Source organism: Bradyrhizobium sp. ISRA464 (genome assembly GCF_029910095.1).
Classification (GTDB): Bacteria; Pseudomonadota; Alphaproteobacteria; order Rhizobiales; family Xanthobacteraceae; genus Bradyrhizobium.
Genome location: NZ_CP094526.1, coordinates 7,512,980 through 7,535,754, shown reverse-complemented (window position 1 = coordinate 7,535,754; position 22,775 = coordinate 7,512,980). Strand labels below are relative to the sequence as shown.

At 60.6% G+C, this 22,775-nt stretch carries 22 protein-coding genes and 1 pseudogene; 13 read left to right on the top strand and 10 right to left on the bottom strand.

The genetic code is table 11. The annotated features are described in order from the left end of the window. Nucleotides 1-23: 23 nt before the first annotated feature. Nucleotides 24-656 (top strand): TetR/AcrR family transcriptional regulator, encoded by a 633-nt coding sequence (locus MTX19_RS34850; protein ID WP_280985695.1) that lies wholly within the window; start codon nucleotides 24-26, stop codon nucleotides 654-656. After that, a pseudogene (locus MTX19_RS34845) lies at nucleotides 653-940 on the top strand (hypothetical protein); the annotation flags it as partial. The gene MTX19_RS34850 and the pseudogene MTX19_RS34845, both read left to right, overlap by 4 nt. Nucleotides 941-1,277: 337 nt before the next feature. Here the strand turns inward: MTX19_RS34845 and MTX19_RS34840 are convergent. Further along, the gene (locus MTX19_RS34840) at nucleotides 1,278-2,498 is read right to left on the bottom strand and encodes an IS110 family transposase (protein WP_280986133.1); all 1,221 of its coding nucleotides are present in this window, start codon (nucleotides 2,496-2,498) and stop codon (nucleotides 1,278-1,280) included. 212 nt (nucleotides 2,499-2,710) lie between these two features. On the opposite strand from MTX19_RS34840, the gene MTX19_RS34835 reads away from it, so the two are divergent. Further along, a complete protein-coding gene (locus tag MTX19_RS34835) occupies nucleotides 2,711-3,526 on the top strand; it encodes a hypothetical protein (RefSeq protein ID WP_280985694.1) in 816 nt (271 codons plus the stop codon). 9 nt (nucleotides 3,527-3,535) lie between these two features. On the opposite strand, the gene MTX19_RS34830 is transcribed toward MTX19_RS34835, so the two are convergent. After that, a complete protein-coding gene (locus MTX19_RS34830; RefSeq protein WP_280981241.1) occupies nucleotides 3,536-4,942 on the bottom strand; it encodes an AMP-binding protein in 1,407 nt (468 codons plus the stop codon). Between the two features lie 220 nt (nucleotides 4,943-5,162). Beyond that, the gene (locus MTX19_RS34825; RefSeq protein ID WP_280981240.1) at nucleotides 5,163-5,801 is read right to left on the bottom strand and encodes a TetR/AcrR family transcriptional regulator; all 639 of its coding nucleotides are present in this window, start codon (nucleotides 5,799-5,801) and stop codon (nucleotides 5,163-5,165) included. Between the two features lie 83 nt (nucleotides 5,802-5,884). Between MTX19_RS34825 and MTX19_RS34820 the strand changes: the two genes are divergently transcribed. From MTX19_RS34820 to MTX19_RS34810, 3 genes are all read left to right on the top strand, one after another. Further along, complete coding sequence (locus MTX19_RS34820; RefSeq protein ID WP_280981239.1) at nucleotides 5,885-6,781, top strand: crotonase/enoyl-CoA hydratase family protein; 897 nt, start codon at nucleotides 5,885-5,887, stop codon at nucleotides 6,779-6,781. 304 nt (nucleotides 6,782-7,085) lie between these two features. Continuing rightward, complete coding sequence (gene tnpA, locus MTX19_RS34815; RefSeq protein WP_280984622.1) at nucleotides 7,086-7,550, top strand: IS200/IS605 family transposase; 465 nt, start codon at nucleotides 7,086-7,088, stop codon at nucleotides 7,548-7,550. A gap of 129 nt (nucleotides 7,551-7,679) precedes the next feature. Continuing rightward, the gene (locus tag MTX19_RS34810) at nucleotides 7,680-8,009 is read left to right on the top strand and encodes a glutathione S-transferase N-terminal domain-containing protein (RefSeq protein ID WP_280984981.1); all 330 of its coding nucleotides are present in this window, start codon (nucleotides 7,680-7,682) and stop codon (nucleotides 8,007-8,009) included. Between the two features lie 15 nt (nucleotides 8,010-8,024). Here the strand turns inward: MTX19_RS34810 and MTX19_RS34805 are convergent, their stop codons facing one another. Together MTX19_RS34805 and MTX19_RS39390 are read right to left on the bottom strand one after the other, a co-directional pair. Beyond that, nucleotides 8,025-9,089, bottom strand: a complete 1,065-nt coding sequence (locus MTX19_RS34805) for an alcohol dehydrogenase catalytic domain-containing protein (protein ID WP_280985693.1) — start codon at nucleotides 9,087-9,089, stop codon at nucleotides 8,025-8,027. 64 nt (nucleotides 9,090-9,153) lie between these two features. Next, entirely contained in the window at nucleotides 9,154-9,912 is a 759-nt protein-coding gene (locus tag MTX19_RS39390) for an acyl-CoA thioesterase domain-containing protein (RefSeq protein ID WP_348638329.1), read from the bottom strand. Between the two features lie 91 nt (nucleotides 9,913-10,003). Between MTX19_RS39390 and MTX19_RS34800 the strand changes: the two genes are divergently transcribed. The 7 genes from MTX19_RS34800 (at nucleotide 10,004) to MTX19_RS34770 (ending at nucleotide 17,154) form a co-directional block, all read left to right on the top strand. Continuing rightward, entirely contained in the window at nucleotides 10,004-10,942 is a 939-nt protein-coding gene (locus tag MTX19_RS34800) for a LysR substrate-binding domain-containing protein (protein WP_280984980.1), read from the top strand. 274 nt (nucleotides 10,943-11,216) lie between these two features. Next, nucleotides 11,217-12,260, top strand: coding sequence for an alcohol dehydrogenase catalytic domain-containing protein (locus MTX19_RS34795; protein ID WP_280981237.1), 1,044 nt, complete (start codon nucleotides 11,217-11,219; stop codon nucleotides 12,258-12,260). 327 nt (nucleotides 12,261-12,587) lie between these two features. Next, nucleotides 12,588-12,914: a hypothetical protein gene (locus tag MTX19_RS34790; RefSeq protein ID WP_280985692.1), complete on the top strand. Its 327-nt coding sequence runs from the start codon at nucleotides 12,588-12,590 to the stop codon at nucleotides 12,912-12,914. A gap of 494 nt (nucleotides 12,915-13,408) precedes the next feature. After that, entirely contained in the window at nucleotides 13,409-14,641 is a 1,233-nt protein-coding gene (locus MTX19_RS34785) for an MFS transporter (protein ID WP_280981235.1), read from the top strand. A 98-nt stretch (nucleotides 14,642-14,739) separates the two neighbouring features. After that, nucleotides 14,740-15,525 (top strand): hydratase, encoded by a 786-nt coding sequence (locus tag MTX19_RS34780; RefSeq protein WP_280981234.1) that lies wholly within the window; start codon nucleotides 14,740-14,742, stop codon nucleotides 15,523-15,525. Nucleotides 15,526-15,658: 133 nt separating this feature from the next. Next, on the top strand, nucleotides 15,659-16,294 hold the full coding sequence (locus MTX19_RS34775) for a glutathione S-transferase family protein (RefSeq protein WP_280981233.1): 636 nt from the start codon (nucleotides 15,659-15,661) through the stop codon (nucleotides 16,292-16,294). Beyond that, nucleotides 16,291-17,154, top strand: a complete 864-nt coding sequence (locus tag MTX19_RS34770; protein WP_280981232.1) for a CmcJ/NvfI family oxidoreductase — start codon at nucleotides 16,291-16,293, stop codon at nucleotides 17,152-17,154. The genes MTX19_RS34775 and MTX19_RS34770 overlap by 4 nt, the downstream gene beginning before the upstream one ends. A 509-nt stretch (nucleotides 17,155-17,663) precedes the next feature. Here the strand turns inward: MTX19_RS34770 and MTX19_RS34765 are convergent. The 5 genes from MTX19_RS34765 to MTX19_RS34745 form a co-directional block, all read right to left on the bottom strand. Then, complete coding sequence (locus MTX19_RS34765) at nucleotides 17,664-18,995, bottom strand: threonine/serine exporter family protein (protein WP_280981231.1); 1,332 nt, start codon at nucleotides 18,993-18,995, stop codon at nucleotides 17,664-17,666. 66 nt (nucleotides 18,996-19,061) lie between these two features. Further along, on the bottom strand, nucleotides 19,062-19,772 hold the full coding sequence (locus MTX19_RS34760; RefSeq protein WP_280981230.1) for an SDR family oxidoreductase: 711 nt from the start codon (nucleotides 19,770-19,772) through the stop codon (nucleotides 19,062-19,064). 57 nt (nucleotides 19,773-19,829) lie between these two features. Beyond that, nucleotides 19,830-20,612, bottom strand: coding sequence for a 3-hydroxybutyrate dehydrogenase (locus tag MTX19_RS34755; RefSeq protein ID WP_280981229.1), 783 nt, complete (start codon nucleotides 20,610-20,612; stop codon nucleotides 19,830-19,832). Between the two features lie 43 nt (nucleotides 20,613-20,655). Next, complete coding sequence (locus MTX19_RS34750; protein WP_280981228.1) at nucleotides 20,656-21,120, bottom strand: carboxymuconolactone decarboxylase family protein; 465 nt, start codon at nucleotides 21,118-21,120, stop codon at nucleotides 20,656-20,658. 29 nt (nucleotides 21,121-21,149) lie between these two features. Continuing rightward, nucleotides 21,150-22,760 (bottom strand): MDR family MFS transporter, encoded by a 1,611-nt coding sequence (locus MTX19_RS34745; protein ID WP_280981227.1) that lies wholly within the window; start codon nucleotides 22,758-22,760, stop codon nucleotides 21,150-21,152. Nucleotides 22,761-22,775 lie beyond the last annotated feature (15 nt).

Below are 22,775 nucleotides of genomic sequence, written 5' to 3'. Positions count from 1 at the left end.
ACATTGATGAGGGGGGCAGTTCGTTGAGCAAGATCGAGGCAAGCGAGCCATTGGTCGACCGGCGCATCGAACTTCTGGATGCGGCCGCGCGAGCGTTCATGCGGCAGGGTTTTGCTGCGACCTCGCTGGACCGGGTGAGCGACGAAATCGGCTCGACCAAGGGCGCAATCTATTACTACTACCGAAGCAAGTCCGAACTATTCTTTGCGGTTCATCGCCGCGGGATGGAGCTCACCGAGGCGGCGATCCGCCCCCCCTTCGAAATGGACGCAGCCCCGCGGACGCGCCTCCACGGCATGGCTTTCGCCCATACTCTGCTCGTCATCGATCATCTTCCTTACCTTCGCGTGATCGCGCAGGGGTTGGAGATGCACCTGCTCGAACGCACGAACGAGAGCGAAAGAGCCGAGCTTGCGGAGGTGGCCGCGCTGCGGGAGGCCAACGAGAACCTCTACATTCGCGTCATCAAGGAGGGAGTGGCCTCCGGAGATTTCCGCAACGTCGACGCGAAACTCGCGGCCAAGCCGCTGCTCGGTGCGCTGAATTGGACTTCTCGCTGGTATCAGCCCCGCGAGGGTGAGACCCAGGCAAACAAGAAGAAGCTCGCGCAATCGATCGCCGACTTCGTCACAGCCGGCCTGGAGGCAAGGCATTGAAGACAAAGAGCCACGAAACAGCTGCAGACGTCGCGGCGTATCGCGCCATCGACCTGATCTATCACTCCTACCTGACCGGCCTCATACTCATGCTGTCGTCGCGGGCGGGACCGCAGAGGGCTGCGGAGATCGTGTTCCGAACGTTCCGCCGACAGCAATTGGCCCGCTTCCTGCCGGGTCTGAAGAAACTCGGCCTCGACGGTTTGCCGAACGCGGTAGCCTGCGCGCAGTACCATTACCTGTCCAACCAGGTCGGCGGCGTAAAGGTCGAATACATCTACGGATGAGATCGACAAGCAGTTTTTAGCGGGCTCCGGAAGATGCATTCTTTTGTTCGACCGCGCCGCGGGCATTCTTCCGTCCCGACCGCCCATCTCGCAGCTGCCGCGCGCAGGGGCGGTCAAGGCTGGCCGCAGTTTGCGGCCACCGCAAGGCTTGGCCTTGACCGGCCCGAGCACGGCGGCATCCTCGATCGGATCGGGCCTGGAAAGAACACAATGACTCACCGGCCCAGTGTCCCAGGGGCATGGGAACTAGCCCGAACAGGCGATCGTTATTGTCGTGCGCGGGTGACCTCGTGGCGAAGAGCGGCGCGTCGGCTGTAAGCGTCGCAGGGCAGCCCTATCTGTGCCCTGCCGGGTTGAGGCGCCCGCGCGCCTTTTCTTTTGGCGGGCGCGGGCGCCAAGCTTCGACAAAGTGCTCATACCTTCTCTGCGCTTGCTCGGCGACGTGCATCTCCTGATCGCGGAGTTGTTTGATATTGTACGCGTAGGTAGAGCCGCGCGTGTTGCCTTTTTTCTGCGCTCGCCCAGCCTGTAACTCCATGCCGCGCATCTTGTGAGCGACAAGACTGGGCCGGGCCCAGAGGTAATCCTCTTCGTTCGTCAGCAGATGCCAGCACAGGACGGTCAGCTTGCGCGCTACGGCGACGGCGGCCACTTGATGGCCCCGTCTGGCGCGGATGTGCACGAAGAAAGCGTGGAGCGGTCCGGGTGCCTTGGCGGCAGCCCAGGCGGCTTCTACCAGCATGGCCCGGGCGTGGCTGCGTCCGACCTTGCTGATCCGGCCATGATGAGCGGCACCGAGGCCCGACTGGTGCACACGCGGATTGAGCCCGAAGTAGCTGACCAGTTTCTGCGGGCTCTTGAAGCGCGTGATATCGCCAATTGCCGCCATCAACCCGGCCGCCACCGCCAGATTGACGCCGGTGATCGTCAGCAGCCGCCTGACCGAGCCGTCGTCCAGCGTGTTTGTAGCGATCTCCCGATCGAGGATCGTGAGATCTTCGGCGAGCCGATCGAGCTCGCGCACATGCCGCTCAATAGCATCCCGTTCGTCGTCGGGTACTGGCTGGTGCGCCAGCCAATCGCGGCCGCGGCCGTTGAATAAATCGGCGTGCGGACATTTTGGGATCAGGTGCGCATGAAGGATTGCGTGCACTTCGTTCTTGATCCGGGTCCGATGCCGCACGACCTGGTAACGCCGAGCGATCAGCCTGCGCAGCCGTTCTGTGGCCGCGTCCGGCGTCCAGATTTCCGGCAGATAGCCGGCCGCGTACAAGCTGGCCAGCGTGCCCGCGTCGACCTTGTCAGTCTTCACATGGGCATGCGCGATTGCCTTCACCTGCAATGGGTTGGCGATGACCACCCGCTTCACGAACGGCGACAGCACCCGTGACACCGCCATGCAGTTGCCGGTCGCTTCGATCACCACCTCGTCTATCGGTTGAAGGCTTTTGCCAAAGCCCTCCAGTGCCGTGCGGGTCATATCGACGCGACCGGCCGGTCGAAGTCTGCCGTCTTCCCAGAAAACCACCTCGCCGAAAGTTCGGTGGATATCCATTCCGATTACGCGTCGCATTTGCACCTCCTGTCATATGACGGGAACGGTGGGCGACACGACAACTACGGATCCGCGCTCACGGCGCAACCGGGCTAGTCGTAGAGGCGGCCAGCTACTAACTCGAGCTCGCAGCTCATCGTACGCAACGGCCTGCCCACACCTTCGTGCTCCCGGTGCCTCTGTCCCGGATGGTCGCACCATACGCCACGATCTTGAAAGCCGCAGCCGAACATCAGCACCGAGAATCTTATACCGGTTACGAAAGCGATCGTAAGGCCTGGGTCCGCTATCCGCCGCCGCGATGGATCTGGTGGGGCACGGCGATCTGCGGCATTCCCTCTGAGGTTTCGCGCGCGATGCTGCGAGGATGGCATGCCAACAACGGCGCCGTGCTTGGCAACCCGCGGCTCGGCTTTGTCTGTACCGGGCAGACCGTCGATGGTCAGCCTGGGCTCGAAGGCTATTACAAGGAATGGGACCGAGACCTTGCTCCGGAGGAGCGGCTTCAGTTCTCGCCGGGCGAGCGTTGTCCGCCGTTCGATCCGGCCCGCGCTCCAAAACTTCCCGAGAATGCCTGGCCGGAGGAGCGGCTGCTGAAAGTGCTCCGGAACTACTCGATGGAGTACATCACCTCGATCGTGCCCGAGACAGTCGCTGCGCTCGGTCCGGAGGAGGGCGGCCATCTCGCGGGCGCAGCGGCCAGGCTGATCGGGATGCATACCTTCGACGAAGTCGCCTCGCTTCTTGGAGACGTCGAGCCCGGAGCGGCTGGTTTCGCTACGGCATTCGCGCGGCTGGCGTCCGGGCAGGGTGACGACGCCGAGCTATTGCAGGAAGGAGATTCCACGATGGTCCGCCAGACCTCGTGGCGTCTGATGTCGGAGCGAGCGGACCTCTCGCCGGCTGTGTTCGATGCTTGGAACGAACTCTGGGTCGGCGCAGCGCTGGCGCACGACCGCTTCATGCGAATCGAGGTCTGCCAGCGACGCGACCGAGGCGATCCTCACTGGGCATGGCGATTCCGCTGAAGCGGCCCGCTAGTTCAGCTTAGAGAGCGAGCCGGCGGCCAACGCTTCCCGCAGCCTGAATTTCTGAACCTTCCCAGACGCCGTCAGCGGAAACTCGGTGCACGAGAACCAGAGTGTCGGCACCTTATGGTGCGCCATCGCTGCGCGGCAGTGCGCAATTAGCCGTTCCGCGCATGCCGAGGCGCTCGGCGTCAACCGAATGGCCGCGGCGACAACCTCGCCCCATTTCTCGTCCGGCACTCCGAAGACCGCGACGTCAGCGACGTCGGGGTGCTGTAGCAGGCAGGCCTCGATCTCCACCGGATAGATATTCTCTCCGCCACGGATGATCATGTCCTTGAGGCGGCCGGTGACGCGAAGGTAGCCGCGCTCGTCCAGCGTCCCCAGATCTCCGGTGCGCAGCCATCCGTCCGCCGTGACGGCTTGGCGCGTGTCCTCCGGCGCGTCGAAATAGCCAATCATCGTCTGGTATCCGCGGACCTGAATCTCGCCTTCCGTGCCGGTCGGCAGCACGCGAAGCTGGAGCGGATCCGCGATGCGCACCTCGACGTTCCACAGGGGCTTTCCAACCGTGTGGACCAGCTCGGTCTCCGGATCATCGACGCTCGTCTGCGCAACGATGGGGCTGAGCTCGGTCTGACCGAAGACCGTGAGGAGCTGGAGGCTGAGCGTGTCTTTCACGCGGCGATGGATCTCCGGAGAGACCGGCGCACCTCCAGACAACGCAACGCGCAGCGACGACAGATCGCGTGGGGCAGTCTTCATCGCCTCGATCAGCGCGAGCAGCATCGTCGGAACGCCGAAGATGACCTGCGCCTTTGTTGCTTCAACGGCCTGCAACACCGTGGGCGGGTCGAAAAATAACGGCAGCACCAACGTCGCGCGCGATGTCATGCATCCCAAGACGCTCATCACCGAACCGGCGGTGTGGAAGAGTGGCATCGGACTGAGCAGGATGCTGTCCTCGAGCCGGACTCTCGCGGCTACATAGCTCGCGTTCGTCACCAGGCCACGGTGATGCAGCAGCGCGCCCTTGGGGCGACCGGTGGTTCCGGACGTGTACTGGATCTGAGCAGGATGCCCGGGGTCGATTTCGGGCAGGGTGGATGCCGGCGTGCTCCGGACCTCCTCAAGCCACCCGTCGAAGGAATAACGCTGCAGACCGATCTTTTCCATGTCGCGGGCTACGGCGCCAGTGTCGACGCCACGGAAGCTCGACAGATGGAAGAGGCCGGACGACCTGGACTGGCGCAGCACGAACTCGAGCTCGCTCGGCTTAAATGCTGGATTGGCGGTCACAAGGAGCACGCCAGCGAGTGCGGCGCCGTATTGCAGGATGACCCACTCGGGGACGTCAGCGCCCAGACGCAGATGCGGTCGCCCGTCTCGAACCTCCGCAGCAGCCAGCTCGCGCAACGCCTCGCGTCGTCCTGCAACTGAGCGTACGTCCACCGTCGATTGACGTGCGGGGCGCCGACCGCCGACTGCATCGACGCCGGTACGATCTCGATCAGCGCGGTGCGGTCAGGAACCTCGTTGACTGCCGCGGCGAGCACCCGGCCGATGCTAACGTCAAGGATCGCTCGCGTCGTATCGGCCGGCCAATAGGATGCAAAAAGTCTCGTCTCGTCCATCTTCATCCTCTCGCATTTCTGTGCTTTGGTCCGACCTTCCTGTTCCTTTCCAGCAGCGTCCGCATCGCATCGACCCAGGCAGCGACAAGACGCTCGCGTTGTGCCGCCGAGCTGCGGAGATTCTCGGAAATAGCAAGGCCCCTGATGAAGTGGAGCGTCAGCGCGATGACCTCGTCATAGGCTTCGGAATCCGTCCATTCGCCGAACAGCTGGAAATAGACGCGGTCGAGATCGCGGCGCGCGCCGCGTTCGGCAGCGATCAAGGCCTGCCTTAACGCCGAATCCGTGCGCGCGACGGCCCATAGCTCCAGCTCCGCGAGATACGCCGGCTGACGCGCAGCGAAGGCCAACGCCTCGACGGCTGCCGCCAGACTGTCTGCCGGACCAGCCCCCGCGCGACTCTGGGACACCGCCCTCTCGTTGCGGCGAACCAGTTCGGCGACGCTCGCGGCCAACAGCGAGGCGTGCGTCGGGAAATGATGCAGGAGGGCGCCGCGGCTAACTTCCGCCCGATGCTGCACGGCGAGGGTCGTCGTGCCGGCGACGCCGGTCGCGATCAGGCATTCGACGGCGGCGTTCAGGATGCGCGTACGCGTGGTCTCCGCTCCAGCCACTCCTCCGCTTTTCCCCGGCTTGGGCATGCCTCTCCTCCTGACAGTCAGCATTGACGGTATCATTGCAGGTGGTACAGTCAATACTGACTGTTTGACCAACGGGAGGAACCATGCCGAATTTTTCGACCCTCAGCATCGCAGTTCGCGAGGACGCTCCCCGCATCGCGCGTCTCGTCCTCGACCGCCCTGGACGCTTCAACGCTATCGACGACGCCATGCCTGGTGAGATCCGCGCCGCGATCGACTGGGCGGAAAAGAACAACGACGTCCACGTCATCGTGATCGAAGGCGCCGGCAAGGGCTTCTGCGGAGGATACGATCTTGTCTCCTACGCGGAGAACGAGATCGAGCACCCGTGCCAGCAGGAGAGCGACCCCTGGGATCCCATGGTCGACTACGCCTTCATGAAGAAGAACACCGAGAGCTTCATGTCTTTGTGGAAGTGCTCGAAACCGACTATCGCAAAGATCCACGGTGCCGCAGTCGCCGGCGGCAGTGACATTGCTCTTTGCTGCGACCTGATTGTGATGGCCGAGGACGCCCGGATCGGTTACATGCCGACGCGCGTCTGGGGATGTCCTACGACCGCGATGTGGACATTCAAGCTCGGCCCCTCACGTGCCAAGGAGTTGATGTTCACCGGTAACATGATCGACGGCCGGACGGCGGCCGAGTGGGGCCTGGCCAACACCTGCGTTCCGGCGGAGCAGCTGGAGGCCGCCACGCGAAAACTCGCGGACCGGATCGCCGGCGTGCCGAGGAGCCACCTCGCCATGCACAAAATGGTCGTCAACCAGGTGATGCTGAACATGGGCCTGGAGCAGACGCAGTCGCTTGCGACGCTGTTCGACGGAATCACCCGCCATAATCCCGAAGGCCTGTGGTTCCGGCGATACGCGCAGAAGCACGGGTTCAAGGCCGCGATCGAGTGGCGCGACAGCGGACGTCCGATTCCGGAGCGCGACGAAGCGCGCAAGTTGATCAACGAGATGGATAGCCGCAACTGAGGCCGCTAGGAATGCAACTGATGTCGGCGCGGTCCGTCGGATCTGCTGACTGGAGTGTCCACCTTGCCTCGGCTACTTCCGTTTCACCCCGATGTTGCAAGCAAACGAAGCGCACGAAGAACCGAGCCCGCAAAGGAGCATGACAAGCTTGCCGCGCGCGTCGCCGAGGAAGATAGCACGAAAGGCTAACCAAGCCTGCTAAGCCCCCGCCTATGGCGGGGCGAAAACCGGCAGTTCTACAGCTGCGGGAATGAAGTCATGGAGTCTCCTTGGGGAACCGCCAAGAACCCTCAAGGAGACCATGATGGAAGCAGAGTACAATCATCTTAATCACGCGACTTGGGAGTGCAAGTACCACGTCGTGTTTACGCCGAAGTACCGCAAGAAGCTGCTGTTCGGGAAGATCAAGCGACATCTGGGCCAGGTATTTCACGATCTGGCACGACGGAAGGAGTGCCGGATCGAGGAAGGTCACCTGATGCCGGATCATGTCCACATGCTGATATCGATACCTCCGAAATATTCGGTGGCGCAGATCATCGGGTATATGAAGGGGAAGAGTTCGATCTGGATCGCGCAGAACGTCGAACGGAAGATGCGAAATTTCCTGGGCCACAAATTCTGGGCACGCGGATATTTTGTCACGACCGTCGGCCGCGATGAGGAAATGATCCGGGCCTACATCAAGAATCAGGAAATGGCCGACCAGCAACTGGATCAGTTTGAGCTAAAGATTTCAGCTGCCCCAAAATCCAAGCAATCGTCCTAACATCCCTTAAAACCGCCTTTGGCGGTTCCCAATCAAACCTCCAGCTTTGCTGGAGGTTATTGGCTGAAGAGCATGACCGAACTCATTCTCCATCACTACGACATCTCCAATTAATCCGAGAAGACGCGGATCGCCATGGGCTTGAAGTCGCTCCGACGGAAAAGCGTGATCATGGCGCCTGTGTTGCCGAAGCCCGACCTGCTTCCCTTGACGGGCGGGTATCGTCGCGCGCCGGGTCTCCAGATCGGCGCGGACGTCTATTGCGACACACGGATGATCCTCAAACAACTCGATCGGAGGCATCCCGAGCCCACGTTATTTCCCGCCGGGTACGAAGGGCCGGCGAACGCGGTGTCGGCCTGGGTCGAGGGACCACTCTTCGCTTCAATCATGGTGTACGCGTGGGGCACCAACCACGATCTGATGCCACCGCAAAGTTCGAAGATAGGGCCCGAATGAGGGGTTTGCCGCGCTCTAGCTATCGCGGCGAACGATAACCTTCGTGAACGGCTCCACCAGCGCATCGATCGCGTCCGACCAGTCTACCGTCCGCGTGACCACCGGACTTGGATCGAATCGTCCGCTCCGAATCAGCTCTAACGGCTCGTCAATGATGGCGTGAGTGTGGACCCAGCCGGTGTGGAAGGACACCGACTTCAGATACATCTTGGTGATCGGTAGCGGCACGTCGCCCTTTCCGCGATACCGCACGCCGGCAGTCGAGGTGCAGACACCCGCAGGGGCGGTCAGGTGCAGCAGTGTCGGCAGCATCGCCGGTTCACCGGCGGCGTCGACCGTGATGTCGAATCCTCCGAGTAGCCCTGTCAGGTCTTCCTTGAGCGTCTCAAGCTTCCCGGAGCGAAGGTCGAACGCCTCCGCGCCCATCCGCTCGGCGATCGCGAGCCGAGTCGGATCCCGGTCAGCATAGACCACGCGCTCCGCGCCAAGCGCCACCGCGATGCCGGCGGCGTAGAGGCCAATGCTTCCGGGCGGCGCCATGCCGATGACGAGCACTGTGCCGCCTGGTCGTTCCCGCAGCCCGGGCGCGACGGCACGCCAGCCGTCGCTGATGTTGTCGGCGACGCCGCAAGCCATGGAAGGGTCGACGTCGGGGGGAAGGCGGGTGAGCATGTGGTCGGCCCACGGCACCACCACCACGTCTGACAAAAACCCGCCCCAGAGGGCCGAGTTCAGTCCCCACCCGTAGGATTCGGCGGGAGGGACGCTTGAGCACTGGGCCGTGTGCTTGCGGCGGCATGAAGGGCACGACCCGCAGGCGATCTTCCACGGGATGATGACCCGATCCCCAGGCTTGTATTGGGTCACGCGATCGCCGACGTCCACAACGACGCCCTCGCCTTCGTGACCGATGGGCTTGGGGCCCGGGAACGGTATCAGCCCCTGAATGACCAACCCGTCGAAATCGCAGGTCGACACCGTCAGGGGCCGCACTAGCACCGCATCGTCGTCCGGCAAGGAGAGGCTGTTGGCCTCCCGCCATTCGAGCTTCCGAACGCCGACGAAATTGAGCTGCTGCATGTCTGTCCTCAAAGTAGTAGACTAGTCACTATAATCATTGGACGCTCCTCTCGAGGCAGCCTGGCTAGGCGCCTCTTGCGGGAAGCAGCACAACGTCCATGGAAACACAGCCGATCTCGCCAGACGTATCGAAGAGCGTCCCTCGCCCCATTCCGAGACCCCGTTCGGGTTGCCAACGTGTGTGTGCTTGCACTCCGATCCAATCTCCTAACGGGGCCCTAAAAAGATGTACCGTCAGATTCGGATTGGGATCAGCAACGACGTTCCTTACCGGACGCGCGAGACCGTGAGTCCAATCAGCGGGACCAAGCACCATGGCAAGCGTTCCGGCATGGGGGGTAATCTGATGCTTCAACCTGAACCATGCGATGTCCGGGGCAGGGCGCATCTCCATCGCCTCCATGAACCATGCCTTGCCGGTCGGAAGTTTGGAGTCTCTTGCCGGGAACGTTAGCGGGTCATGATGTTGCGTCGTCTCCCTCGACAGCTGGACATCAACTGGCCGCTTGTGCGCGAAAGTGACACGAGCCGAGGCGATAGGTTTGAATCCATCGACTGTGTACAGCGTGTTCTCGATTACATTGAGCCGCCCGCCTTGGGTGATCGGTGTAATCGCTGTCCGCAGGTCCGCCATTGGAGCCGGTCGAAGAAACCAGGCGGTGACGCCAATTGCGTCACCCCACTTCTTCTCGGCAGCTAAACTTTCGAGCTCTGAAGTAAGGAGACCGGCAACCGCGCCTCCCTGGAGGCCGGCGAATGGACCAGCGGCAAGTGGCGACGGCCGCCAGGAATTGGGTCCCAGAGGCTCAAAAATTGACAACACGGGCCAGTCCACTGTCAAATAGCTTTCATTCGTCCTGATCAAAGGTGACGCCGTTTCAATGGACAAAACAAGAGAGACGTTCTTGACGGAGATGAATGAAATTCATCATCTTCCCCAAAGCGATTTGCCATTGCGCGCCGTCCCACCGCTCCCGGCGCTATTTGCATTCGAAAGAGCTGCGGCTCAGCTCTCCTTTCGGAGGGCTGCATATGATCTGGCGCTGACGCCTTCCGCCGTAAGTCACCAGATCCGAAATCTGGAAGCGCAACTCGGCGTGAAACTGTTCATCCGCGACGGCCGGTCGGTTCGGCTGACATCTGAAGGTGAAAGTTTCCGCAGGCAGATTTCAACCGCACTTTCCACGCTGGAACGGGCTAGCCGTGCAGTATCGAGTGGAAGCCGGATGCAGCCGAACGAACTGCGGATCAGTTCGCTGCCGTTCTTCACGTCGACAATCTTGATACCGGCTTTACCCGACTTCGCTAAAGCGAACCCCGGGGTGGCCCTGCGCATCGAAGCGACCCATCAATATGCCGACTTCTCTGAATCCGTTGTAGACCTTGCGGTCCGGTATGGGCGGGAAAACTCTACAGGGTTGAGACTCGAACCGCTGCTCAAGGTCAGGTTGGTCCCGGTCTGCGCGCCCCAGCTCGTGAAGGTGGGATTGCGAGCTCCCAGCGATCTCTCCAACCAAACTCTGATCAACTTGATTCGGCAGCCTCGAGCGTGGCAGAGCTGGCTCACTCGGGCCGGTCTAAAGGATCTAAGCCCCGTGGGGAAGCTTTGGCTCGATTCAGTGCCGCTGGCCCTGGAAGCCGCCGAGAGCGGCGTCGGAGTCGCGTTAGCAATGGATCCTCTGATCCGGGCGCGCCCTGGATTCGGAAAACGGCTTGTCGTCCCGTTCGACCCGGGACCTGGCCAAAGTGAAACGCTTTACTTGGTGTCGCGGTCCGAACAGGTACAAAATAGACGACTCACATCGGTCCGCCGCTGGATCAAAAACGCAGTTCGAACTGCAGTTGGACTGTAAGCCAGACTGTAAGCCGGCCTTCTACGCTTCGCCTAGGATGGAGACAGGAATGAAGCTTCTGTCCACCATTGGAAGCTGAAACCTCGAACTCATGCCCTGACGAGCTCACGTCCCCACTGATTTCGCTGAAGGAGGTGAGTCCCTACCGCAATTATCCCAAACGATGACGACTCTTCACTGCTCGTGAGAAAACTTCTCTTGTTGGTCCTGGCTAGCACTGAGTATTCGGGTGAGAGCGCAAGTCGTTTGCGCATCAACACAGCGGGGAGGCGGGATGCGGCAACTCACCTATGTAAGGGCCAACGTGCTTGAGTGGTGGGATGTTCCGGAGCCCACAATCCAGGACGACCGCCAAGCAATTGTTCGTCCTCTGGCCGTTTCACGCTGTGATCTGGACCTGGCGATTGCAAACGGAAAGGCAGGTTTCGAAGGCCCTTTCGCCATTGGCCACGAGACATCCGGAGTGGTGGTCGAAGTTGGCGACGATGTGAAGGAGGTCAAGCCTGGCGACTTCGTTATCGTACCATTTCAAATCAGCTGCGGAGAATGTCCAAATTGTCGACGCGGACTGCCATATGCCTGCAAAACCGTACCCTACCGTTCGTCCTATGGGCTGAAGCCTGCGTGCGGCGTGGAGTATGGCGGCGCGTTGTCTGACGCGATGCTAGTTCCTTTCGCCGACCATATGCTTATCAAGCAACCCCCAGGTCACGATCTATCGCAAACTGCCAGTCTTGCCGATAGCGCAACTGACGCCTTCAGTGTGGTTGCTCCGGTCTTGCAGGAGCGGCCAGGTGCCGAGGTTCTGGTCGTCGGCGGCGGCCTCGGTCAATCGCTGGGGGCAATGATTGTGCATGCGGCCCTCAGCCTTGGATCGTCGCGTGTTGTCTACGTCGACTCGAGCAAGGAAGCGCTCGCAAAATGTAAGTCGCTTGGTGCAGAAGTGATCGAAGCACACGACTTCGCCAAGATGAATCCGCCTGGGGCATTCCCGCTAACGATCGATGCTGCCTGTTCAACTGCGAGCTTGAGTCTTGCACTCCGATCTGTTGAGCCTGCCGGCGTGTGTCAGCGGATGTATGGTGATTTCACCGAAACCACTGCGGTTCCTCTCCGTCACATGTACGGCATGGGCGTTACCCTCAAAATTGGTCGTGTCAACGTTCGAGCACGATTACCGGAATGCGTGGAGCATCTGAAGACCGGCCACTATCACCCGGAGGCGGTGTTGACGCATCGTGTTTCGTTTGATGACGCCCACGAGGCCATTAAGGATCCGACAATGAAAGTCCTGTTCCTGCGTGATGGTACGCAGTAGGGCAGTGCTTCGAACGAGCGGGACGGATCGTATTCATACAGCCTGCAGGTTGAGCGTACGAGTACGATGACCTCGACGCCTTGTCGCTTGTGATTTTGGATCGAAAGCCCGCCAAAAAAGGAGTCTCCAAATGCGGAACGCGCTGCTCGCGAGCTGGTAGGTCAGCTCGAACAAAGCCAATTTCGCGGCGTTTGGCAAACGGGGGGTATTCTGGTGATTCAACTAGCGACAATTCACCTTTGCGCCGTAGCGTTCTGGTCTGGTGTCATAGGCTCGGAGTTTGTGCTCGAGCGGAGCCGTGCCGAGAGCAAGTCACACGGATTCTCCGTGGCCCGCAATCATTTTTGGATAGACATCCTTCTCGAATTGCCGGCTGCCCTCGTCGTGCTCGCAACCGGGCTCGCGATGCTTAGCGATACTCAGCCGGCGCGCCTGCTCATCGTGAAGCTGGTTGCCGGTTTCATTGCTGTGAGCCTTAACGTTGTTTGCGTGGTCCCAGTGGTGATGCGTAAGCGAGCCGCTGACGCGGGAGATCTTGCGAAAGTGATTCATTACTCTCGCACCATCGATCGCCTTTCCGCGGTTGGCCTTCCCGCCTTTGTCGTCGCCCTTGCGATAGGTCTATTCTGGGCCTTCTGCCCGATATCTCGGTGATCCAGGGATCTACAAACCTCAAGGGCTAAAAGCCGGATGCCAGCTCAAGGGTCCTTCAGTAACTGAGCTCTGAGCTCCACGCAGATATCGGCGCGCCGCGGCAGAGTGCTCCACCCGGCGGCTTTGTCGCGTACCATTGACTCGCCCGCCCGCGCGCTCCGGGCGTCGCGCCTCCGTGAAGAAAGCATTACCGCTACTTCAGTTCGAAGTCTTCCGGCCTTGAGTGACGGCAGATGGCTTATTCCGCAGGTCATCAGTTCTAAAACCAGCACGCAGGCTGCCACTCCTAAGGGCGTGTACCACCGTGTCGCTCCTGAGAGTGACAAATCTTCACTGGTCGTGAGGAAGCTTCTCTTGTTGATCTTAGGCAGCCTTGTCTATTTCGAACGATAAAGAAGGCGTTCGATTTGCATGGAGGCATCCGTCATTTCGATCGCATGAAAAAGATCAATGGTGTCCGCCCGATGGATGCCCCCTGCAAACCGGTGAGCTAAATGTCAACGTTAAAGGTCCTCCGCCCTACGCTCCCAATCCTGATTGGCGCCTCATTGATGCTGACGCTGAGCATGGGTCTCAGGCAGTCGCTCGGCATCTTCGTGCAGCCTTTGACTCGTGACGTCGGCATTTCCGTGTCCGATTTTACCCTCGCGATCGCCGCTCAAAACCTCGTCTGGGGACTCTTGCAGCCCCTCACCGGCGGCCTAGCCGTGCGCTATGGCTTTCGCACTATCACGATGGTCGGCGCCGTGTCCTACGTGGCGGGCTTGGCACTGATGGCAACCGCGCATGGTCTCATCAGCATCATGGTCGGGGCAGGCGTCCTCATAGGGGCCTCGCTCGCGTGCACCGCGAGCGCAATGGCCCAGTCGGTGTCGGCGCGCGCCGTGCCTGAAAGCGCTCGGTCGACTGTGCTAGGTATTGTATCCGCATCAGGTTCACTGGGCGCGCTATTGTCAGCGCCTCTTGGGCAGGTACTCATCTCCGCTTTTAGCTGGCGTACCGGCCTTGTCGGCTTCGTCGCGCTCGCGGTTCTGATGATCCCCGCTGCGTTGTACGCCAGTCGGGTGGACAAGCTGTCATCGGGCGCGTCATCCGACCAACTCAAGAATGTCTCTGCCGGGGCAGCTGTGAAAACCGCCTTCACAAACGTCTCATTTCTGGTGATGACGATTGCCTTTTTTGTTTGCGGGATGCAACTCACGTTCATCACGACACATCTGCCTTCCTATCTCGCAATCTGCGGCCTCGATCCGATGCTAAGCGCTGAGGCACTTGGCGTGATCGGCGGCTTCAATGTGCTCGGCAGTCTGTTCTTTGGCTGGGCCGGCGGCCGATGGAACAAGCTCGCCCTGTTGGGTGCCATCTACATATGTCGATCGCTGGTGTTGGCCCTCTATTTCATGGTGCCGCCCACGCCTCTTTCAACGCTGATCTTCAGTGCGGCTATGGGATTTCTCTGGCTCGGCGTCAGTCCACTCGTCGCAGGCTCGGTCGTCGAGATGTTTGGTCTCAAATGGCAGGCGATGATTCAGGGGCTTGCCTTCATGAGTCATCAGATTGGCAGCTTTGTCGGCGCCTATGGAGGCGGGCTGATCTACGATGTTGCCGGATCCTATGCGCTCGCCTGGCGCATCGGTGTTGCGGTTGGGCTTGCGGCTGGAGTCGTGCAAGTCACGTTCGCGCTGGCTCGCCCTGCGGCATCACCGCCAGTGCTGCGCACGGCATGACAACGGACATTGCTCGGCTGTTCTTATGCCCTTTCGTGGCAGAACAGAGAAACTTGTCGAGATGCCATTCGCATATGGAAGAAGGCTCTAGGTCCTCAATGAAGTACGAAGCTGAACGAGAGCTAACTGATCTTCTCTATTCGCTCCGAAAGGAGGCGAGGCAGCAAAGTGGGTTGCGGCCGGACCTCGTCCCGCTGGATCAAGCTTCGGCCTATCGGATCGCCAGCGCTGTTGCAGATCGGCTCGGATGGGAGATCGGGGGCTGGAAAGTTGCTGCAATGAAAGAAGAGCTTCAGAAAGCTTTGCGCGCAACGACCCCCATCTACGGCCGAATATTCCATCCATGTGTGATGCAATCGCCGGCGATTGTGCGGTTTTCGGAACTTTGCAGTCCAATTGTGGAAGTGGAGTATCAGATCAAGGTCGGCCGGAATCTGCTGCCGCGTGAACAGCCATACACTCAGGATCATCTCGCTGAGGCGATCGCATCCATACATCCCGGCATCGAGCTCGCGGGATGTAGCTTCAGCAATGATGATGCGTTTCCGCCCGTGAATGCAATGATTGCAGACGGCTCTGGAGGCAGGTCTATCGTGATCGGGGATCCAATACCGGACTGGGAACGCTCCGGCTTGGCCGATCAATCTGTCTCGCTGTCCTGCAACGGCCTCGAAAAGCGCCGCGGCACGGCAAGCGCCGCCATCGACCATCCTATAGTATCGTTCACTTGGCTGATAAACGAACTATCGAAGGTTGGGATAGGCTTATACGCCGGGCAATTCGTGAGTACAGGGACCGTTTGTGGCATGTTGGCGGCAAGAACCGGCGGTCGCTACACAGCCGACTATGGGCGGTTTGGAACGGTCGAGCTCAGGCTGGAGTGATCGTTCTTGTATCAGGCTGACCGCGCTCTCATCCATGAAAATCTGAACGAGTTCGACGCGATGCCAATGCCATTGATCTTGCGCAAGCGACGATAGTGACTGGTGAAAGGCTGATGAATGTGAGGAGAAATCTATGCTGACGCTTTATTACTGTCCAGGTGCCTGTTCCATGGCAGCGCACGTTGCGCTGGAAGAAGCAGGCGCGTCGTTTGAGAGCGTGCTCGTCAATCTTCGCAAAGGCGAACAGCACGCAGAACCCTTCAAGAAGATCAATCCGCGCGGAGAGGTCCCCGTGCTGAAGGTCGGTGACGAGCCGATCACGCAATGCGTAGCCATCCTTGCCTACATCGGCCGAGCGTTTCCCGAAGCCGAGCTGCTGCCGAAGGATGGCGTCGCAGAAGCGCGTTGCATTTCCATGCTGAGCTGGATTTCCAACTCTGTCGACCCCCAGTTTCGGCGCATGGTCAGGCCTGAGCGCTTTGTTGCCGATCAGGTAGCGCACGGGTCGGTCAAGGACGGCGCCAAGGAAGGATATTGGAGGCAGTGCCAGGAGATTGACACGTTGCTGTCCAGTCAAGCTTGGTTGGGCGGCAACCAGTACACGGTGTGTGATCCCTACGCGCTCGTGTACTACGGTTGGGCCGCAGTGTTCGGCCTGCCTGTCGCGGAATTGGTGTCCTACACTGACCACAAGGAGCGGCTGCTTGCACGTCCCGCGGTGCGCCGCGTGCTGGAGCGGGAAAAGAGCCCGTTGCTGAAGACGGCATGAGCCGCGACGTCCCGATGGAGCAAGCAATGCAGCCCAAGAACTGTGCCGGCCGCCCTTACGTCGAGGGCGTTCTTCACTACTTAAAGCCGGGCATGACAAAGCCCCGTTATTACACATTCCGGCCGCCATCAGGCGTATCCGCATCGAGCGCGGAATATGAAGGCCGTTCGGTCCTAATACATGACATGCGGAGCGGCCCGCTTGATTTGTCGCTCGATCGCGAAGGTTTTCTGCTGGCTTCGCATCAAAGCGCGGTCGCGGACTTCTATGATGAAAGTCAATTGCGTCGAATTCTCTATCCGGAAATCGAGCAGCTGATCGCCAGCGTCTGCGATGCAGAGAGAGTCGTGATCTTCGATCACACCGTTCGGCGCCGGGTCATCGATCGGATTGATCGTACACCCGGGATTCCGCGACAGCCCTCCGCAAGAGTTCACGGCGACTATACCGAAAAGTCCGGTCCCCAGCGCGTTCGCGATCTCATGGGCGAGGAGGCCGAGGCGCTGCTTCGTCGCCGCTTCTCGATTGTAAATGTCTGGCGCCCGATACGCGGCCCGCTGCGCGACGCTCCACTCGCACTCTGCGATGCCACCAGCATCAATTCAGACGATCTGGTCGCAACCGACATTGTCTATCCGGATCGGACCGGCGAATTTTATGGTCTGGTCTGTCGCCAACAACATCGATGGTTTTATGCGCCTGATATGCACGAGACCGAAGTGCTTGTGTTCAAGTGCTACGACTCTGCCAGGGATGGACGGGCGCGCTTCGTACCGCATACCGGCTTCATTGATCCGACTCCCCACGCCGACATTCCCCCGCGTGAGAGCATCGAGGTGAGGGCGCTTGTATTCTTTTAGCCAGTATTTCGACCAGTAACCGTTGAGCGATGACGTCAAGTCCCGTCGTTGAGCGGCTGGCCTCCGGTCACGATCGCGCCACGCCGGAGGTCTCAGGGCCGTTCGAGACGGTCCAGGGAGGCGTGCTCGCCGGGCTTGCTGCCGTGGAGATCGATGGCCATGCCCCACCGGGTTTCCGGGTCTTTTCCTACCGGACCGAATTTCTGCGCCCGGTGCCGCTTGGCGAGCCTCTCGATGTCAGTGTCGGCAAGGTGAGCAAGAATGCCGCACTGCTACTCTTGGTGCGTCATACATGCCTCAGGCAAGCGTTGTGTCCGCAGCACCATCACACTGTCGTGTGCTCGAGAAATTGAACCCATTCAGTGCGGTCACGCCGCCGAAGCTTCGTCGCCGCGTCAGTGAAACGAGCGCCGGACGCTAGGCGGCTTTTCGTTGCCGTATGATGGTGTAAACAAGCGCGAGGGGGGAGGGGGGAATCAGATGAATCGCCCCCCGCTACGCATTCCCAACTATTTCCTACGCTGTTCTACGATTTTCCGCGCTTTCGGGCTCTTAATGGTAGCGCTGCGTGCCACGTCACGGCCTTCAAGCAGCATGCGTGGTAGGATCAACCCGAACGTCATGGCCAGTATGACCAGAAATGCCGTGGCGCCGTTCGCGGCGATGTTCGTCAGCAGAGCTACCGGCGCACGCGGCCCCATCGCGACCAGCTCGACAAGGGCGCTCGCCGCCTCGAACAGAAAGAAGCCTGGCATCATCGAGACGACAGCAGAGAAGCCGAGCGCAGCGAAGGGCAGATGCAGGCGGTCGACGACCGGTGTGACGATGATGCTGACCAGAATACAGGCGACGAGCGCTCCGGTCGCGACATTCGCACCCAAGAGCGAGATCAGCGCCCAGTGTGCCGCATGGCCGAGCATACCAGCTGCGATGGGCAAGGGCAGCATGCGCCACGGCATCGAGAAGAAAGTGCCAAAGGACGCGACGGCGCATCCTGCCGCAATCACGTCGGCCAGGAGCGGCACGGGAGCGTCCGGCGTCGCGGTCGGTAGGGCTGCGCCGCCTGCGGTGAAGCCCAATAGCAGGCCGAAGCAGATCATAAGCACGATCGTGCCGGCGTACGTCAGGCGCGCAATGCCGAGCGCGATCCGCGTGCGTACGAGATCGATCGCACCGTTGAGAAGATGCGGACCGGGCACCACCACCATGCAGGGACAGAAGGCGACGAGAGTGCTTGCGATCGGCTGATGCAAGCTGATAGCGGAAACGGCCGCCACAATACCGGCGATGAGGGCGGCACAAAGCGGCTGGATAAAAGGATTGCTGCTGAAGCCTGACAGCCAGCGGCGGACGAGCGCGCCGAGGGAGGCGCTCGCTGCGATGAGCATCAGGCTCGTGATATCGAGCGCGCCGAAGATCACCCCAAGCGACGCCGCGCCGATGGCTGCAAATGAGGTGAAATGCAACGTGGACACGGGGGGCAAGTTTCCGGCCGATAACAGTGCCGGCCATGCTTCTTCAGTATGTAGCGTGCCGTCGCACAGCCGGTCCACAATGGACATGATGGCCAGCACCCTGTTCATGTCCATGCCGAGCGGCTTGGCGGGAACAATCCGGGACAAGGATGTGCCTTCGAGCTCGACGGTAATCTTGTCCCAATCTGGCAGCACCTTCGCCGGCGCGCCCAGAGCGCGTCCAAGGCGTTCGGTGGTGACTACCGTCCGCTCGGTCGTCTGCCCGTGCGCAAACAACAGCTTGGCGGTCAGCGCGATCGTATCCAAAGCTACTTCGCGCGCTGAAGCCTCGAAGTCAGGCCGAGATGATCGAAATGCGACCGTCATTGCAAGCTAGCCTCTAAGTTCCAGGTGTCGACCCGCTCCGCCGATGCGGGCGGCACGACATTCCTCTTAATGTCCGGCGCTCTGTCCGCCGTCCACGTGCAGGATCTCGCCGGTGGTGAAGGCGGCACCTTCGAGGTAGAGCACTGCATCGACAACATCTCGCACCTCTCCCATCCGTCCGACCGGATGCAGCTTGGCCAGGAAGTCGTACATTTCAGGTGCGTGCATCGGCGTCTTGACCGCTCCAGGCGCCACAGCGTTGACGCGGATACCCTTGCTCGCATACTCGATCGCGAGCGACTTGGTCACCGCGTTCAAACCGCCCTTCGTAAGGGCCGCCAGGGCCGAGGGCACGCTGCTGACCGCGTGTTCATCGAGGCTGGTCGTGATCTGCACGATATGCCCGGATCCCTGCCTCAGCATCTCCTTGGCTGCGCGACGCGTGACATGGAAAAAGCCGTCGAGATTGATCCCTAGCAAGCTGGCATAGTCTTCGTCCGTATAATCGGTGAATGGCTTTGCGATGAAGATGCCAGCGTTGTTGATGAGGGCGTCTACGCGGCCGAAGCGCTCGATCGCCTGCGATACGATGCGTTCCGCGGTCTTCGAATCGGTGATGTCCCCGGCAACCGCCAGGATATCCGGATCGGATGGCTGCCTGATCGAGCGGGAATTCGCGACAACGCGAAAATTGCGATCGCGGTATGCCCTGACCAATGCTTCGCCGATTCCCTGCGACGCGCCGGTGATAATGGCGACCTTCTGCTTTGCACCCATGACGGGGCCTCCATGTTCTCTGTTGAAGTGGCGATCAATGCCGCGGTGCTACCTCCGCTACTGTGCGGTCCAGCCACCATCGACGGAGATCGTCGTGCCTGTGATCTGGTCTGCCGCAGGCGAACAGAGGAAAGCCACAGTGCCGCCAAGCTGCGAGGCCGACGCGAAATCCAGAGAGGGCTGCTTCTCAGCAAGAAGCTCATTGGCCGCCTCCTTCTGACTAATGCTTCTTTGCGCAGCGATGTCGCTGATCTGCTTTTCGACCAGGGGTGTTCGCACCCAACCCGGACAGACCGCGTTGCAGGTCACGCCGCTGCCGGCGGTCTCGAGGCCAACCACCTTGGTCAGGCCAACCAGCCCGTGCTTGGCTGCAACGTAGGCGGCTTTATGAGTTGAGGCGACGAGGCCGTGCGTTGAGGCAATGTTGACGATTCTTCCCCAGCGCTGCTTTTTCATCTGGGGTACCGCCGCTGCAATTCCATGAAACGCAGCCGACAGATTGATCTCCAGGATCGCATTCCACTTGGCAGCGGGAAACTCCTCCACCGGAGCGGTAAACTGAATGCCGGCGTTGTTCACCAGGATGTCGAGGCGTCCGAATTTCTCGATCGTCGCCGCAATCAATCCGCGTACAGCTTCTCCCTTTGACATATCCGCACCATCGTAGACGACGCGCACGCTGTGCTCACGTTCGACGCTGCTGCGGATTGCCTCGATCCCGCCGGCGTCACCAAGGCCGTTCATAACCAGGTCGGTGCCGAGCTTGGCCAATTCTTTCGCGATGCCCAGGCCGATGCCGCTGGTCGATCCGGTGACGATTGCTGCTTTTCCCTTCAACATGGGGAATTCCTTTCGATGCTAGAGAAATGAAACTCACGCAGAATCAAGCGGCCGTCGCCGCCTTGGCCTTGACCGGCGGCACCGCGCGGAAGGAAATCGCAAGCCTGTTCCAAGCGTTGATGGTTCCGATCAGGATGGTCAGGTTCACGGCCTCTGCCTCGGAGAAATGCTTGCGCAGCTCCTCATAAGCATCGTCGGGCGCATGCGTTTCGGAGATCAGCGTCACCGCCTCAGTCCAGGCCAGCGCCGCACGTTCACGATCGGTATAGAGTGGTGCCTCGCGCCAGGCGTTCAGGAGATACAGCCGCTGCTCGGTTTCGCCATGCTTGCGCGCATCCTGGGTGTGCATGTTGATGCAGAAGGCACAGCCGTTGATCTGCGAGGCGCGAGTCCTGACCAGCTCGATCAGCGACTGTTCGAGTCCGGATGACTGGATTTGGGTCTCCACAGCCGTAAGCGCTTTGATGCCCTCAGGCGCGGCCTGAAAGAAATTCATGCGGGGCTTCATGGTCGTTCTCCTTTCGGGGTTGAAGATGGTCAGTGGGCGCCGCCTGCATCGAGGCGGTCGGGCTTGGTGAGCATGAGCGCCGCGATCAGGGCGACGATCTGTGAGACGCCGAGCAGATAGAAGGTATCGCTGAAGCCGAGGATGAAGGCCTGCTTCTGAATGACCTTGCCGATCGCGACGTAGGCGTGGTGGACGGCGTCGACACGGTCGATTACGCCGTGGCTCATGAAATACTGCGTAAGCTGATCGAGCCGGGTACGGGTCGCCTGCTCGAACATCGTGACCTGCTGCGAGAGCACGTTGGAGTGATATTGCTCGCGCTTGGTGAGCAGCGTCTGCAACGCGGCGATGCCGATTGCGCCACCGAGGTTGCGCATCATGTTGAACAAGGCAGACGCGGACCCCGCGTTCTCCTGCTCGATTCCGGCGGTCGCGACCGCCGAAAGCGGCGCGAAACAAAGGGCCTGCCCAACAGCACGGACCACGTTGGGCCAGAACAGCTGGTCCGCCGCATAGTCGCTGGTCATATAGATGTTCATGAAGTTGGAGGCGGCGAACAGTGCAAAGCCGATGCCGATCACGATCCGCGGGTCGATGCGCTGCATCAGTCGCGGCACCAGCGGGATCAGCACGAGCTGCGGCAAGCCGGTCCAGGCCAGCACCATGCCGATCTGCTCGGAGTTGTAGCCCTGGATGCGGGACAGATAGACCGGCAGGATATAGACGGAGCCATAGAGTGCGACGCCGAGCAGGAAGTTCGCGAGCACGCCGAAGCCGAAATTGCGGCGCAGCAGGATGCGCAAGTTGAGCAACGGCTTCCTCGCGGTCAGCTCGATTGCGAGGAACAGCGTCAACGCGACGGTAGTGATCACGGCCAGCCGAACGATGAAAGGCGAGCCGAACCAGTCGTCCTTGTTGCCTTCTTCCAGCACGGTCTGCAGCGCGGCGAGGCCGATCGCCATGGTGATGATGCCGGCCCAGTCGCCCTCGCGCAGCAGCGACAGCTTCATGGGCGCCGCTTCCAGCGAGAAGAACAGCATGGCGATCATGATCGCGCCGGGCACGACGTTGACATAGAAGACGTATTCCCAGCCGAAATTCTCGGTGAGATAGCCCCCGATGGTCGGACCGATCGCGGGAGCGAATGTCGCTGATATCGCGAACATCGCGAGCCCGATCGGCTGCTTCGCCTTCGGCAAGAGCGTGATGATGAGCGTGAACGCCATGGGGATCAGCACGCCGCCGGTAAAGCCCTGCACGGCACGTAGCGTGATCATCTGCGGCAGGTCCTGCGCGAGCGCGCAGCCCGCCGAGAACACCAGGAACAGGAAGGCGTTGGTGAGGAGATAGATGCGGACCGAGAACACCTGGGCAAGCCAGCCTGAGAGCGGAATCACGACGATCTCGGCGATCAAGTAGGAGGTCGAGATCCAGCCGCCGTCATCGATGCCTGCTCCGATTCCGCCCTGAATGTCAGCAAGGGAGGCATTGACGATCTGGATGTTGAGCACCGCCATGAACGCACCCAGCGTGGCGCCGATAACCGCGAGCCAGGTTTTTGCGGAGACAGCGGGAGCCGCGGCCGGTAACTGACCTTCGCTCGCGGAAACGGCATCGATGGTGGTTTGCAGTGTCGTCATGGTTGTTTCCTCGCG

Excerpts from the sequence above, each read along its gene's own strand:
- MTX19_RS34840 (WP_280986133.1), bottom strand. The coding sequence starts at position 2,498 with ATGGATATCCACCGAACTTTCGGCGAGGTGGTTTTCTGGGAAGACGGC.
- MTX19_RS34825 (WP_280981240.1), bottom strand. The coding sequence starts at position 5,801 with ATGCCCAAGCCGGGGAAAAGCGGAGGAGTGGCTGGAGCGGAGACCACG.
- MTX19_RS34820 (WP_280981239.1), top strand. The coding sequence starts at position 5,885 with ATGCCGAATTTTTCGACCCTCAGCATCGCAGTTCGCGAGGACGCTCCC.
- tnpA (WP_280984622.1), top strand. The coding sequence starts at position 7,086 with ATGGAAGCAGAGTACAATCATCTTAATCACGCGACTTGGGAGTGCAAG.
- MTX19_RS34805 (WP_280985693.1), bottom strand. The coding sequence starts at position 9,089 with ATGCAGCAGCTCAATTTCGTCGGCGTTCGGAAGCTCGAATGGCGGGAG.
- MTX19_RS34800 (WP_280984980.1), top strand. The coding sequence starts at position 10,004 with ATGAATGAAATTCATCATCTTCCCCAAAGCGATTTGCCATTGCGCGCC.
- MTX19_RS34795 (WP_280981237.1), top strand. The coding sequence starts at position 11,217 with ATGCGGCAACTCACCTATGTAAGGGCCAACGTGCTTGAGTGGTGGGAT.
- MTX19_RS34785 (WP_280981235.1), top strand. The coding sequence starts at position 13,409 with ATGTCAACGTTAAAGGTCCTCCGCCCTACGCTCCCAATCCTGATTGGC.
- MTX19_RS34780 (WP_280981234.1), top strand. The coding sequence starts at position 14,740 with ATGAAGTACGAAGCTGAACGAGAGCTAACTGATCTTCTCTATTCGCTC.
- MTX19_RS34775 (WP_280981233.1), top strand. The coding sequence starts at position 15,659 with ATGCTGACGCTTTATTACTGTCCAGGTGCCTGTTCCATGGCAGCGCAC.
- MTX19_RS34770 (WP_280981232.1), top strand. The coding sequence starts at position 16,291 with ATGAGCCGCGACGTCCCGATGGAGCAAGCAATGCAGCCCAAGAACTGT.
- MTX19_RS34765 (WP_280981231.1), bottom strand. The coding sequence starts at position 18,995 with ATGACGGTCGCATTTCGATCATCTCGGCCTGACTTCGAGGCTTCAGCG.
- MTX19_RS34760 (WP_280981230.1), bottom strand. The coding sequence starts at position 19,772 with ATGGGTGCAAAGCAGAAGGTCGCCATTATCACCGGCGCGTCGCAGGGA.
- MTX19_RS34755 (WP_280981229.1), bottom strand. The coding sequence starts at position 20,612 with ATGTTGAAGGGAAAAGCAGCAATCGTCACCGGATCGACCAGCGGCATC.
- MTX19_RS34750 (WP_280981228.1), bottom strand. The coding sequence starts at position 21,120 with ATGAAGCCCCGCATGAATTTCTTTCAGGCCGCGCCTGAGGGCATCAAA.
- MTX19_RS34745 (WP_280981227.1), bottom strand. The coding sequence starts at position 22,760 with ATGACGACACTGCAAACCACCATCGATGCCGTTTCCGCGAGCGAAGGT.